Origin of the sequence: Bacillus sp. 41-22, assembly GCF_025809295.1 — a bacterium.
Classification (GTDB): domain Bacteria; phylum Bacillota; class Bacilli; order Bacillales; family Bacillaceae_G; genus Bacillus_A; species Bacillus_A mycoides.
In genome coordinates, this window is the sequence record NZ_CP084035.1 from 2,048,417 (window position 1) to 2,062,258 (window position 13,842).

Sequence of the window (13,842 nt, forward strand, 5' to 3'; positions counted from 1 at the left end):
AGAAAACTATGAAACAAAGTTTACAAACAGCTTTTTCTTGTTCTTCTTTTCTTCTCTCCTATCCTGAACTAGGTTGGAGGGAAGCGTTACTAGAATTACAGGAAGAGATTCAAGAAATTGAACAGGAAGAAATCAGAGCATCACTTACAACATTTATAAAAGAAGCGCTAAATAAAACAGACAATCAACTTATTGATTCTTACGTCTATACATTCGACTTTGGAAAGAAGACAAATATGTATCTTACCTACATGAAAACAGGTGAACAAAGAGAGCGTGGAATTGAATTATTAGAGTTAAAACAGCATTATCAAAAATCTGGTTTTAACGTAACAGATAAAGAACTACCTGATTATTTACCGCTTCTACTTGAGTTTCTTGCAAACGCGAATGAAAAAGATAGCGAGCCAATTATGAGTAAATACACGGAAAATATACAAGCGTTGCACGGGCAATTAAAAGAAGCAAACTGTATGTATGAACCAATTCTCGCCGCTGTTCTACTCGCTATCAATACATGGGGTGTACAGGCAAATTAGAAAGGAGAGTTGTCAAAATGATGGATCAATTTCTATGGGTATTGTTTCCCTATATCATTTTTGCAATCTTTATCGGTGGACATATTTTCAGATACAACTATGATCAATTTGGATGGACGTCAAAATCTAGTGAACTATTAGAAAAGAAAATGCTCCGAATCGGAAGTCTATTATTCCACTTTGGGATCATGTTCGTCATTGGTGGTCATGTTATGGGGATTTTAATTCCAGATTCTGTATACCGTTCAATAGGTATTTCTGAGCATATGTATCATGTAGTAGCAATTAGTTTCGGGCTTCCGGCAGGTGTTGCTTCTATCATCGGTTTAATTATATTAACGTACCGCCGTGTAACAGTAAAACGCATCATTGCAACGAGTACAAGGGGAGATTATATTGCGCTTATTTTATTACTAATCGTAATGCTAGCGGGACTTTCTTCAACCTTTTTAAATATCGACTCAAAAGGGTTTGATTATCGTACAACAATCGGTCCGTGGTTCCGAAGTCTCTTTATTTTCCAACCGAAAGTTGAATATATGATGGAAGTACCAGTATGGTTTAAAATTCATATAATTGCAGGTATGGGTCTATTCGCAGTATGGCCATTTACTAGACTTGTCCATGTATTTAGTGCCCCAATTAAATACTTAAGCCGTAGTTATGTAATTTACAGAAGACGTATTCCTAATGAATTGAAAAAATAATGCCACAGTAAACGAATAGAAGTTAGCAACTAACATGAAACGAGGTCTAATGGAAGGCCTCGTCTTTTTTAGGAAATAACTGTATGAAAGAAAAAAAGAGTAGCATCTAAATAAGATGCTACTCTATGCTACAAACAGAGGCAGAGCAATCTTCACAAGCAATTTCACATTTTAAAAATTGTAAATCATGGATTGTAATCTTTCCTTTATGAATAGAAATCGTACCTTTTTTTTTCAAATCATTTAACATTCGATTTACGCTTTCACGCGAAGTTGCACAGAAGTTTGCAAGTTCTTGATTCGTTAATGGTAAATCGATGAGAATCCCATTTTCTTTTAACACACCATAACTATTTGTCATTCGAATGAGAGTAGAATATAGGGCACCTTTTTTGCCGTGTAATACTAGATCTCGGAACTTCGTTTGCATTCTTCTTAAATGTTCACTAATCCATTTCATAAATTCAAATACAAGAGCGGGTTTTTGGAGTAATGCTTTTTCTAAGGCTTCACGCTTTATAACGCCTACTTCAACATCTTCAAGGCATTTTGAATTTAATAAATACCTTGCATTTTCCGTGAACAATGTTAATTCCCCAATAATATCATTTTGTGAACAAATGCGAAGTGTTAATTCTTGTCCGTCAGCACTAAGTTTACTGATTTGCACTTTTCCAGAGTGAATGATATAAATTTCTGTTGCTTCCATACCTTCTTGAAAAATAAAACTCCCCTTATTGATTTGCATTTTATATTCAACAGATGAAAGTAACTCCTTTAAATCTTTGGATAATGCCGTACTGTTTGCCACAGCAATCACCTTTCTTCTTATAAGCAGTATATTTCTTATTCTGGATGTAATCATGATGAAATTGCAAGAGATATTTTTGAAAATAAAGTAAAATTTCAATGACCGTAAGGAAAAACGACCCTAAATGTCTAAAAAGCTACTTATAGTAAGGGTTTATATTATGCGAATATAAGTTTTTTAGTTTAAGAAATTTTAGTATGTAAAGAGAATGGGACTAGAGATGTGAACAAAATTCGAACGGATTTGTGAAGAATTTTTGAATGGGGAAAGTAATGTGAGAAAAGTCACATTGAATGTGTAGCTTCTTTTTTATAATAAAGGCAAATAAAAAATATGAAACCTACTAAGGATTGCAGTAGAAAAGAAGGGATATAGATGCACGAGAAGATGAGGGATTCGTTAAAGCGGCCACTTCAAGATTTACGTATTTCAGTTATTGATCGTTGTAATTTTAGGTGCACATACTGTATGCCAGCTGAAGTGTTCGGACCTGATTATGCTTTTTTACAGGAAGAGTTTTTATTAACGTTCGATGAAATTGAAAGATTAGCGAGATTATTTATAAGTATGGGAGTCAATAAAATTAGGCTTACTGGCGGCGAACCGTTATTGCGTAAAGACTTACCGAAGTTAATCGCAAGGCTTGCTAAGTTAGAAGGTTTAAAAGACATTGGGCTCACAACAAACGGTATTCATTTAGCAAAACAAGCTAAGGCGTTAAAAGACGCAGGATTAAAACGTGTAAATATTAGTTTAGATGCGATAGAGGATCACGTCTTCCAAAATATTAATGGAAGAAATGTAAGTACAAAACCTGTATTAAAAGGAATTGAAGCAGCAAAAGCAGCTGGATTAGAAGTAAAAGTAAATATGGTCGTAAAAAAAGGGATGAATGATAGTCAAATTCTTCTTATGGCTCGTTATTTTAAAGAACAAGAAATTCAGCTTCGTTTTATCGAATTTATGGATGTGGGCAGTACGAACGGATGGAACTTTGAACAAGTCATTACGAAGGAACAATTAATAGAGAAAATTAATCGTGTATATCCGATTGAGCCTGTTAAACCTCGTTACTTTGGAGAAGTTGCGAAATTGTATCGATATGTAGGGAGCGATGCAGAAGTTGGATTTATTACTTCTGTTTCTGAATCTTTTTGTTCCTCTTGTACGAGAGCTCGTATTTCGGCAGACGGTAAGTTTTTTACGTGCTTATTTGGAACGAAAGGAACGGATTTGCGAACGCTTCTTCGAGAAAATATTTCTGATGCTTCATTATTAAAAATTCTCCAACATACATGGGAGTGCAGAACAGATCGGTATTCGGATGAAAGAACGGCTGAAAGTACAAATAAACGTCCAAAAGTTGAAATGTCTTATATTGGTGGATAGCGAAAGGAGGATTCCCTATGCAAGAGCGATATTCAAGGCAAGTATTGTTTTCTGGAATTGGTGAAATGGGACAAAGAAAAATAAGAAAAAAACATGTGCTCCTAATCGGTGCGGGTGCACTAGGAGCTGCAAATGCGGAAGCGCTCGTTAGGATGGGGATTGGGAAATTGACAATTGCTGACCGTGACTACGTCGAATGGAGTAATTTACAGCGGCAACAGTTATATACAGAAGAAGATGCACAGCAGTGTAAACCAAAAGCAATTGCAGCGGCAGAACATTTAAGAAAGATTAATTCTGAAGTGGAAATTGTACCAGTTGTAACGGATGTTACAATGCAAGAAATGGAAGAGTTAGTAAAAGAAGTGGATCTCATTTTAGATGCGACTGATAATTTCGATACGCGCCTACTTATAAATGACATGTCACAAAAAGAAAATATACCTTGGATATATGGTGGATGTATTGGGAGTTACGGTGTAACGTATACAACTCTTCCGGGGGAAACACCATGTTTTCGCTGCCTAATGGATCATCCTATGGGCGGTGCAACATGCGATACAGCAGGAATTATTCAGCCAGCTGTACAAATGGTAGTTGCTCACCAAGTAACAGAAGCGATGAAAATATTGGTGGACGATTATAAGGCGCTAAGGGGAACGATGTTATCATTTGATATTTGGAACAATCAATGTATCTCATTAAAAGTAAATAGGCAGAAAAAAAGTACATGTCCATCTTGTGGGAATGTACGCACGTACCCAAGTTTAACATTTGGATCACAGATGAAAACTGAAGTGCTATGCGGGCGGAATACAGTTCAAATCCGTCCAGGAATAAAGAGAATTCTTAATTTAGAAGAAATTCAAAAGCGCTTACAAAAAAGCGTGAGTGTCAAAAAAACTCCATATTTACTATCGTTTCTAGTAGATGAATATCGTTTTGTTTTATTTACAGACGGCAGAGCGTTTATTCATGGGACTAATGATATGAAAATGGCAAAACGATTATACGCAAAATATATAGGATGAACTGAAAGAGAGTTTATCCTTATCAAAACGAGGTGAAAAAAGAATGCTAGAAAAACGTAAACCAATTCCAGTAGCAGAAGCAGTTGCACGCATAATGGAGTATGCTCATCAAGGTGAAATAGAAAAGGTTTCTCTTATAGACAGCTACGGTAGAATGCTTGGAGAAGATGTTATTGTAGATCATGATGTCCCGCATTTCGATCGCTCTCCGTACGACGGGTTTGCGATTCGCGCGGAAGATACAAAAGAAGCAAATAGCAGTAACCCGATTCAGTTTGAAGTGATTGGTGAGATCGGGGCAGGTTCTGTTTTTAGAGAAGAGGTGAAAGCATTTCAAGCTGTACGTATTATGACAGGAGCTGCAATTCCAGCAGGATGTAATGCGGTTGTTATGTTAGAGCTAACGGAAGGATTTGAAGAAAAAGAAAAGACTTATATGAAATTAAAACGCTCTTTCGCTGCTGGTGATAACATTTCTTTTAAAGGAGAAGATGTAAAACAAAATGCCATACTTGTGAAAAAAGGGACTTCTATTAACCCTGGAGTAGCAGCGCTTCTTGCTACGTTTGGTTATAGTTCCGTACATGTTGTAAAACAGCCGGTTATTGGAATTTTAGCGACAGGAAGTGAACTTTTAGAAGTACATGAACAGCTTAAATCGGGGAGGATTCGAAATAGTAATTCCTATATGATTGCTGCTCAAATTGAGCGAGCAGGTGGAATTGTACGCTATTATGGACAATTTGCTGACGATTTAGAGACGTGTTATGAGACCGTAAAAAGAGCAATAAAAGAAGTCGATATTTTAATTACAACTGGTGGCGTTTCAGTAGGAGACTATGACTATTTACCTGCTATTTATGAGAGATTACGAGCTAATGTACTTTTCAACAAAATAGCGATGCGACCAGGAAGTGTGACAACTGTAGCTGAGCTAGAAGGAAAACTATTATTCGGTCTATCTGGTAATCCTTCAGCTTGTTATGTCGGATGTGAATTATATGTTCGGCCAGTCATTGGAACATATTTGCATAGAAAAGATCCGCACGTATATCGAGCAGAAGCAATTTTACAGAAAGACTTTCCAAAAGCAAACCCATTTACTCGTTTTGTACGAGGGAAAGTGGAAAGTGTAGATGGAAAATTGCAAGCTACACCAGTTGGTTTAGATAAATCTAGTGCAATTTCTTCACTTGCAGAGGCGAATGCATTTATCGTCCTGCCGGGAGGAACGAAAGGATTTGAAGCAGGAATAATTGTTTCGGTATTATTATTGGAATCGAACATAGGAAGTGAGTGGCCGTGGAAAGAACCACTTCGATCATATAAGTAATAGAAAAATAGATTGCTAACTTATACGAAGGTAAGAGGTGCAAAATGACACATACGTATTATGAAGTAATTGATACACCTATTTCAATTGAAGAAGTTACAAACAAAGTAATTCGGTGTGAGTGTGGTGCGGTTACTACTTTCATTGGTACCGTCAGAGAATTTACGAAAGGACGTCGTACGCTATATTTAGAGTATGTAGCATATAAAACAATGGCGGAAAAACAGCTTGAGAAAATTGGTAATGAAGTAGAAGAGAAGTGGCCTGGGACATATGTAGCAATTACACATCGCATTGGTACATTGGAAATTTCTGATTTTGCTGTTGTTGTCGCCGTTTCAACACCACACCGGAAAGCAGCCTATGAGGCGAACGAATATATTATGGAGCGTATAAAACAAATTGTTCCGATTTGGAAGAAAGAGTTTTGGGAAGATGGTGAGTCATGGATAGGTGATCAGTTAGAGAAAATAGCATATGCAAATGGTGAGCCTGAAAGGGAGATGAGAACATGATTGAAGTACTATTATTTGCACATTTGCAAGAAGAAGCAAGTAAGCCGGCCTTGTACATAGATTGTGAAAATATTACGGTTGCTGAACTAAAGGAAGTTCTCATTAAGAAATACAGCGTAGCGATTTCAAACGAGATAATGGTCGCCGTAAATGAAGAGTATGCAAATGAGGATGACATTATTCAAACTGGCGATGTAGTAGCAATGATTCCGCCAGTAAGTGGTGGTTGATTCTTTTCAGCCTAATCATGTTAGGACGTGATTAGGCTGGAGAGAATGAATATAACTATGCATACATAGGAGGGAACAGGATGAAAAGTCCTAATTTTCAATTAAGTTTACAAACTTCTAATCTAGTTATCGGTTTTATGGTATGGGTTATCTTATCATCATTAATGCCATATATTAAAGCGGATATTCCATTAACTGCGGGACAAATTTCTATGGTCACAGCAGTACCGGTTATTTTAGGTTCTATTCTTCGCATTCCAATTGGTTATTGGACAAATCGTTACGGAGCAAGAAAATTGTTCTTTATTAGTTTTATACTTTTATTATTCCCTGTCTTTTACATTAGTGTTGCCAATTCTATGAGGGATTTAATTATTGGTGGATTATTTGTAGGGATTGGTGGTGCTGTATTCTCTGTAGGAGTAACTTCTCTACCGAAATACTTCCCGAAAGAGAGTCACGGTTTTGTAAATGGTATTTACGGTGTGGGTAACGCTGGAACAGCAATTACTTCATTTTTAGCACCTGTAATTGCGACATCAGTTGGCTGGAGAACAACAGTACAGTGTTATTTAGTTTTACTTGCAGCATTTGCACTTATGAACTTTTTATTAGGCGATCGTAAGGAAAAAAAGGTGAATACACCATTAATGGAACAAATAAAAGGTGTATATAAAAATGAAAAACTTTGGTTTCTATGTATCTTTTACTTTTTAACATTTGGATCATTTGTTGCATTTACAGTATATTTACCAAACTTTTTAGTATCTCACTTCGGATTAGAGAAAGTAGATGCAGGCATGCGGACAGCTGGATTCATCGTATTAGCAACAATGATGCGCCCGATTGGTGGTTGGCTCGGTGATAAATTTAATCCATTTAAAATATTAATCTTCGTATTTATCGGCTTAACACTATCTGGTATTGTTTTATCATTCATGCCTAGTATGAACGTGTATACATTTGGTTGCTTACTAGTCGCATTCTGTGCAGGTATTGGAAATGGTACAATTTTTAAGCTTGTTCCAATGTACTTCTCTGAGCAAGCAGGGATTGTAAATGGGGTTGTGTCAGCTTTAGGTGGATTAGGAGGGTTCTTCCCACCATTAATTTTAACGTTACTATTCCAACTAACAGGTCATTATGCAATTGGATTTATGGCGTTATCAGAAGTCGCTCTTGCTTGTTTAATCATTACAGTATGGATGTATAGCCAAGAGAAGCTGTTAGTGATGTTAAAGAATCATTAATAAAGAAAAAGAACCCTCCTAAAGTAATCTAGGAGGGTTCTTTTAGTAATAGGCTTCGATATGTTTTTTATTGCTAACTTAACAAACACTTGTATTCTAAAATAATGTGGTTTAAAAATGAAAAACAGAAGTTTTATGGAATTTTATGTTAAAATATAGATATCAGATGTTATTCAATTAAAGGGTTAGTTAAAGAAAGTTTAAATCTCTTCCGAAGATAGAACTAATTTTTAGCATACAAATATTTAATTGGATCGGGGTGTTTAGATGAAAAAATTATATAAGTCCACTCAAGATAAACAAGTATCAGGTGTATTAGGTGGCTTAAGCGATAAGTATGGAATTGATGTAAGTATCCTTCGAATAGTAACTGCATTATCAGCCTTTTTTACTAGTGGATTTACGGTGTTACTTTATATAATAGCTGCAATTGTTTTGCCTACAGATAAAGATATTAAGAGATAAATGTATGAACTTAAATCTAATTCCACAATCGAGAACTCTGTTTTTTGTCTATTGAAAGTTTCCAAAGTAAAAGCAACAGTACGATTGTTATAAGACTGAAATGAACAAACGAAAAATCCTCATAAAACATTCGGAATATATCGAGAACGAAAATAATAACTTTTGAATTAAACGATGACTATTGATCGCTAACGAATCGATAAATAGTCGCCATTTTCTAAGAAACTATATATAAATATATAGAAATATACAGAAATTTTAAAAATATATGAAGGTATTTATAACAAGAAAAAACTTCATATTTTTTAGGGCCAGATTTTTTGGTAAGGCTAATGGATATTGTGAAAAAGTCCACTTAAAATAAAGAATAAAGTTTAGGTCGATAAGATAAAATTATGAATTTGTATAAATAATCCATAATTTTCTTTATGAGTCATATTTGATATGTTAAAGAAAAGAGAGGGGAGGGAAATGAAATGAGAATTTTTGATGCACATTTTCATATTGTTGATTTTAATTTTCCGATTATTGAGAACCAAGGGTATTTTCCACCCAACTTTGTTGTAGAAGATTATCAGAATGAAACTCCTAATTTGAATGTAATTGGTGGAGCGATCGTATCTGGTTCTTTCCAAGGGTTTGATCAAGAATATTTATTAAAGGCACTAAAACAGTTGGGTTCAACATTTTGTGGCGTAACACAATTACCTTTTACAGTGACGGATGAAGAAATACTAAATTTAAATGAAAATGGGGTAAAAGCATTACGCTTTAATATTAAAAGAGGTGGTTCAGAAGATTTATCGAAGCTGGATTACTTTGCTAGAAGAGTTCATGATTTAGTAGGATGGCATAGTGAGCTTTATATGGATGCAATAGAGTTGCCCGAAATTGCATCCACTATAGAAAAGTTACCAGCTATATCAATTGACCATTTAGGGTTATCAGAAGAAGGTTTACCACATTTATTAAAACTAGTTGATAAAGGGGTACATGTGAAAGCTACTGGTTTTGGTCGTGTCGAATTAGATGTTGAGAATGCCTTAAAGTCGATTTATGAAGTTAACCCAGATGCACTTATGTTTGGAACAGATTTACCATCTACAAGAGCAAAAAGACCTTTTGAGTATGGAGATATCAAATTGATTCAACAGCTATTTGATGAACAAGCTACCGATAAAATCCTGTATACAAATGCTTTCAAATGGTATTTTGGGTAGCGTCAGGGGCTACATTTGAATTAACTGTATCCATATTTAGTAAAGAGTTTAATCCAACTATAATGTATTTAGAATGGGGTATTAAATGTTTGTTTTTATTATATTAGACGTGATATTACCAATATTAATATTGATTCTAATTGGTGCAATCTTACAAAGAAAGTTCCAATTTAACTTAAAGCAGCTATCTACACTTATTACTTATTGCTTGATGCCAGCGGCTGTATTTGTGAATATATATGATATTAGTATAGAAACAGGTTTGTTGCTCCAGATAATATACTATTTAATACTTTACAGTCTGAGTGTGATGATAGTAAGTCATTTCATTTCAAAAACATTAAAGTTAGAAAAAGGAGAAAGTGTAGCTCTAAAAAATAGCATTTCGTTAATGAATTCCGGTAATTATGGATTACCAGTAAGTCAATTGATTTTCAGTCACAATCCAGTGGGGGTTTCCATTCAGATTTTCATTGTGATTTTCCAGAATCTTTTAACTTATTCATACGGGATATATAACTTACTATCAGCAACAAAAACAATCGGAAGTATTATTCAATCATTTCTAAGACTGCCTGTATTTCATGCACTCATATTAGGGGTTCTCTTTCAATCTTTTACAATTCAAATACCTAATTCTATCTTTCTACCTCTTAATCAGCTTGCGAATAGTTTTGTTGCAATAGCACTCATATTGCTAGGAGCGCAATTATCCAACATTAAGCTTAATTTTTTCCATCGAGTCATAACATGGGCTTTAATTGGAAGATTATTGATGGGACCATTATTAGCACTTGCCATGATATACCTACTAAACATTGATGGTATTGTTGCACAATCATTATTTATTGCAAGTTCTTTTCCTACTTCAAGAAATACAGCAACTATTGCTATGGAGTATCAAATAGAGCCTGAACTACATGCACAAATCGTTTTATTTTCAACACTTTTCAGCATTATTACAGTAACTGTCGTTATTTATTTGTCATATATTTTGTTTTGAATATACGTGCAAAAACGGATAGACTTGAGGCGGTAAATGATGGACGGAAATCCCATCGATATGAGAAGAAAACAGTCTTTGATATATTGGGTGTCGTTTACAATTGTACCATGTCTGATAATCAAGCGGCTTAATTCAAAAAAGGAACCAAAACAAAAAGAACAAACGCTTCTAAAAAACGTTTGTCCAAAGGTAATTACTATTTTAGCTAGGAAATAGATTATTATTTGTGAGTACGAGAAAGCTTTTTTATAAGTTTAGGAAATATAGATGTTAGTTCCTGCTTCAAACGCTTTGTAAACGATGGATCCTTACCGGAAGTTGAAATCGTTACAATATATTCATTATTTCGGATGACACCAGGTGTGTGAAAGGATGATGCTGTGCCATCACTTACAACGTTAACCCATTGGAAATCATGTGCGGCTTGTTTGACCATCATATTGACATCATGTTGATTTGTAGCTGCATAAATAAGGTGAGCATCTTTAATATCATCATTACTAAAAGTTTTTTGCTTCCAAGTAATATAAGGAAGTTCCTTCATTTCCTCGCAAATCTCTGGGCTGATAACGGTGACAAAAGCGCCTGTATCTTTTAATCCAGACGCTTTCCGATATGCGATTTTACCACCACCAACTATAACAACTACTTTTTTATCTAAATTAAACATAAGAGGGCACATGTTATACATACACACATTCCTCCATTCGTTCTAATAATGTTAACTTCATATATGTATCAAACTGAAGACAGTTGCAAGTCGTGATGTGATCATATTTTTTTGTATGCAACTTAATTTTTTGAAGCAACAAACCGGTAAAGAGAAGGTAGGGCATGACATATACATGGGACGCAGTCGATGTTATCGTCTTGAGCTCAGCAGTAAAAGAGGGCGCTCCTTTCGTTAAAAAGGAGCACGATACTGGCATACCGAGTTTTCGTTCGACCGCTGCTCCGATTTGTTGTAACTCATGTATTGGCTGTGGATCACTACTGCCTCGTCCTACGAGTAAAACGCTACTATCTTGCTTTGGCATAGTTTCACGTATTCTTTTCACTACAAGTTCAACCATATGTGGATGCGTACTAAAAGGTGGTACAATTGAAAATGTTATTTGAGGATATTTCTTTTGTAGTTGCTCTATTTCAAAAGGAATATCACGTTTATAGTGAGCTGCTGCAAATAATAAAACAGGTACAATCATTATTTCAGTTGCTCCCTGTATTATTGCTTCTGTAACTGCATCCTGAATGGTAGGAGTTGTTAGTTCAAGAAAAGCTATTTTTTGAATTCTTTCGTTACGTTCTTTCATAACTGATTGAATAAAGTGAATGAATTGTTCGTTACCTTCTTGCAGTCGGCTACCGTGTCCAACATATACGATTCCTTTCATTGTGCCACCATGTCTTTCTTCATAATAATGTCTTGTAATGGATGATCTACGTTATGAAATCCGACTTTATTTGCATAGTGTAAAGTTGGAATATCGGTATACGAGAATGGTAGAGTAAGAATATTGATAAAGTTAAGGCGTTTTATTTCTGCTAGAAACGTATCAATAGAAGCACGTCCTTCAAATACAATGCTATCCCATGAGAATTCAGAAAGCATACGAGAATGAATTTCATCGAAGCGATGATCAATTGTATACTCATGAGTCATCATATAAGACCCAGCACCAATTTTTTCTTGAATAAAACCAATTCGATTAATATTTCTGCCTAAATAAACAGTAGTATCCGAAGAGAACTCTGCTTGTTTACTTAGTAGCCCATATTGCATCAGTTTTTCTTTAGTGGCAACGTTAATATACTGCAGTTTCGCCTGTAAGGAACGAATATCTTTATGATGCTTACTGCATGATCGCATCAAGATTTCTACACTTTCAGCTGAACAAAATACAAGGCGATCAACGTTAAAAATTTCATTGATTTGTTTAGATGTTAATGTGTATTCTTCCCTTTTGAAAGTTGGAATTTGATGTATTTCTGCACCGCATTCTTGTAACTTTTGCTTTATGAAACTTGTTTTATTTGTTGCGGATGCAAATAAAACTTTTTTACCATGCAGTGGTTTACGTTCTTTCCAAGCGATTTGATCCCGTAAGGAAACGACATCACCAACAATTGTCATTGATGGATTAGAAATATTTTCGTTTTTGATGATAGGAACAATGGTTGAAAGAGTTCCTGTGACAACGCGCTGCTTTCCAGTTGTACCCCACTCAATGACTGCTACTGGCGTATCTGTTTTCTTTCCTGCTTGTAGTAAGCTTTCACAAATTGTAGGTAAGTTTTTTATACCCATGTAGTAGGCGATCGTGTCGCTATTGTGGGATGAATTGTATTTTCCATGATCGGTTAAAGGACCTTTTGCATGCCCAGTTAGTAAAGTTACACTATTACTATAGTCACGGTGGGTGAGGGGGATACCTGCATAACTACTAGCGGCGATGCTAGCTGTAATACCTGGTACAATTTCATATGGAATGTCCGCTGCTGCTAAAGTTTCTGCTTCTTCACCAACACGGCCAAAAATAGATGGATCTCCGCCCTTTAAGCGGACAACGATTTTTCCTTCTTTCGCAAATTGAAGGAGGTGGGCGTTAATCATTTCTTGACGCATAGTATGATTCTTTGGCATTTTACCGCAATAAATAAGTTCACAAGTTGGCTTTGTATAGCTAAGAAAGTTAGGGTTCAATAAGCGGTCATATAAGACAATATCGGCACGCTTTAAGCAATCTATCGCTTTTTTTGTAATAAGCCCTTCATCACCTGGTCCTGCACCAACTAAATATACATATCCGTTCATATTCGCACCTCGTTTATTTTTATTTAAAAGGAAGCCAGGGAGGCTTCCTTTCGTAAATTACATGTTTCTCCCGCTATTTGCCGGGCAGTAAGACCCCCACCTCAAAATTCAGCGAAAGCAAAGTAGTTAGGTGGGGATCAACTGCCCGTAAAAGCCCGATTGGTGAGGGCTAATAATCAGCGGGGGATGAACCAATCCCCGCTGATTAAAGTTTCACTTTATATAAATGTCACCATCAATAACTTCTACTTCGTACGTTTGAATACAGCCGTCATCAGGTTTTTGGACTTCACCTGTTAGTAATGAAATTTTCCAATCATGTAGTGGGCAAAAGACGAATTCCCCAGATACAATTCCTTCCGCTAACGGTCCATTTTTATGAGGGCACCGATTTTCTACAGCTCGAATATCACCATTTGAAAGGCGGAATAGGGCGATAGACATACCTTTTATTTGCACCTCTTTACCGATTTGAATAGGAAGGTCTTCCGCACGCATAACTTTTATTTTTTCTTTCGTTTGTATCATATA

The 13,842-nt window shown here is 35.6% G+C and carries 16 protein-coding genes; 11 read left to right on the plus strand and 5 right to left on the minus strand.

Annotated elements, in window-relative coordinates:
* The first annotated feature begins 8 nt into the window (after nt 1-8).
* On the plus strand, nt 9-539 hold the full coding sequence (narJ, locus tag LCF45_RS10520; protein ID WP_002031591.1) for a nitrate reductase molybdenum cofactor assembly chaperone: 531 nt from the start codon (nt 9-11) through the stop codon (nt 537-539).
* 17 nt (nt 540-556) lie between these two features.
* On the plus strand, nt 557-1,246 hold the full coding sequence (gene narI, locus LCF45_RS10525; protein ID WP_263894791.1) for a respiratory nitrate reductase subunit gamma: 690 nt from the start codon (nt 557-559) through the stop codon (nt 1,244-1,246).
* Between the two features lie 118 nt (nt 1,247-1,364).
* Here the strand turns inward: narI and LCF45_RS10530 are convergent, their stop codons facing one another.
* Nucleotides 1,365-2,057: a Crp/Fnr family transcriptional regulator gene (locus LCF45_RS10530; RefSeq protein ID WP_016120121.1), complete on the minus strand. Its 693-nt coding sequence runs from the start codon at nt 2,055-2,057 to the stop codon at nt 1,365-1,367.
* A gap of 375 nt (nt 2,058-2,432) precedes the next feature.
* On the opposite strand from LCF45_RS10530, the gene moaA reads away from it, so the two are divergent.
* From moaA to LCF45_RS10575, 9 genes are all read left to right on the plus strand, one after another.
* Nucleotides 2,433-3,446 (plus strand): GTP 3',8-cyclase MoaA, encoded by a 1,014-nt coding sequence (gene moaA, locus LCF45_RS10535; protein WP_033730209.1) that lies wholly within the window; start codon nt 2,433-2,435, stop codon nt 3,444-3,446.
* Between the two features lie 17 nt (nt 3,447-3,463).
* Nucleotides 3,464-4,477, plus strand: a complete 1,014-nt coding sequence (locus LCF45_RS10540) for a molybdopterin-synthase adenylyltransferase MoeB (protein WP_033730207.1) — start codon at nt 3,464-3,466, stop codon at nt 4,475-4,477.
* A 43-nt stretch (nt 4,478-4,520) separates the two neighbouring features.
* The gene (gene glp / locus LCF45_RS10545) at nt 4,521-5,810 is read left to right on the plus strand and encodes a molybdopterin molybdotransferase MoeA (protein WP_002127096.1); all 1,290 of its coding nucleotides are present in this window, start codon (nt 4,521-4,523) and stop codon (nt 5,808-5,810) included.
* Between the two features lie 44 nt (nt 5,811-5,854).
* Nucleotides 5,855-6,325 carry a molybdenum cofactor biosynthesis protein MoaE gene (locus tag LCF45_RS10550; RefSeq protein ID WP_002127097.1) on the plus strand — a complete coding sequence of 157 codons (471 nt, stop codon included), beginning with the start codon at nt 5,855-5,857 and terminating at the stop codon, nt 6,323-6,325.
* The gene (gene moaD, locus LCF45_RS10555) at nt 6,322-6,555 is read left to right on the plus strand and encodes a molybdopterin converting factor subunit 1 (RefSeq protein WP_002127098.1); all 234 of its coding nucleotides are present in this window, start codon (nt 6,322-6,324) and stop codon (nt 6,553-6,555) included. Before LCF45_RS10550 ends, moaD begins: the two co-directional genes overlap by 4 nt.
* Before the next feature lie 80 nt (nt 6,556-6,635).
* Nucleotides 6,636-7,805: a nitrate transporter NarK gene (gene narK, locus LCF45_RS10560; RefSeq protein ID WP_033730203.1), complete on the plus strand. Its 1,170-nt coding sequence runs from the start codon at nt 6,636-6,638 to the stop codon at nt 7,803-7,805.
* A 267-nt stretch (nt 7,806-8,072) separates the two neighbouring features.
* Nucleotides 8,073-8,270, plus strand: a complete 198-nt coding sequence (locus LCF45_RS10565) for a PspC domain-containing protein (RefSeq protein WP_000737853.1) — start codon at nt 8,073-8,075, stop codon at nt 8,268-8,270.
* Nucleotides 8,271-8,746: 476 nt separating this feature from the next.
* On the plus strand, nt 8,747-9,490 hold the full coding sequence (locus tag LCF45_RS10570; RefSeq protein WP_002127101.1) for an amidohydrolase family protein: 744 nt from the start codon (nt 8,747-8,749) through the stop codon (nt 9,488-9,490).
* Between the two features lie 85 nt (nt 9,491-9,575).
* Complete coding sequence (locus LCF45_RS10575; RefSeq protein ID WP_088045634.1) at nt 9,576-10,493, plus strand: AEC family transporter; 918 nt, start codon at nt 9,576-9,578, stop codon at nt 10,491-10,493.
* Between the two features lie 223 nt (nt 10,494-10,716).
* Here LCF45_RS10575 and LCF45_RS10580 read toward each other — a convergent pair whose 3' ends face one another.
* The 4 genes from LCF45_RS10580 to nirD all read right to left on the minus strand — a co-directional run bounded on the left by LCF45_RS10580 (nt 10,717) and on the right by nirD (nt 13,839).
* Complete coding sequence (locus LCF45_RS10580; RefSeq protein WP_002127104.1) at nt 10,717-11,187, minus strand: precorrin-2 dehydrogenase; 471 nt, start codon at nt 11,185-11,187, stop codon at nt 10,717-10,719.
* Entirely contained in the window at nt 11,180-11,890 is a 711-nt protein-coding gene (locus tag LCF45_RS10585; RefSeq protein WP_263894792.1) for a sirohydrochlorin chelatase, read from the minus strand. Before LCF45_RS10585 ends, LCF45_RS10580 begins: the two co-directional genes overlap by 8 nt.
* A complete protein-coding gene (locus LCF45_RS10590; RefSeq protein ID WP_263894793.1) occupies nt 11,887-13,311 on the minus strand; it encodes a uroporphyrin-III C-methyltransferase in 1,425 nt (474 codons plus the stop codon). The genes LCF45_RS10585 and LCF45_RS10590 overlap by 4 nt, the downstream gene beginning before the upstream one ends.
* Before the next feature lie 213 nt (nt 13,312-13,524).
* A complete protein-coding gene (nirD, locus tag LCF45_RS10595; protein ID WP_002168518.1) occupies nt 13,525-13,839 on the minus strand; it encodes a nitrite reductase small subunit NirD in 315 nt (104 codons plus the stop codon).
* Nucleotides 13,840-13,842: the final 3 nt, after the last annotated feature.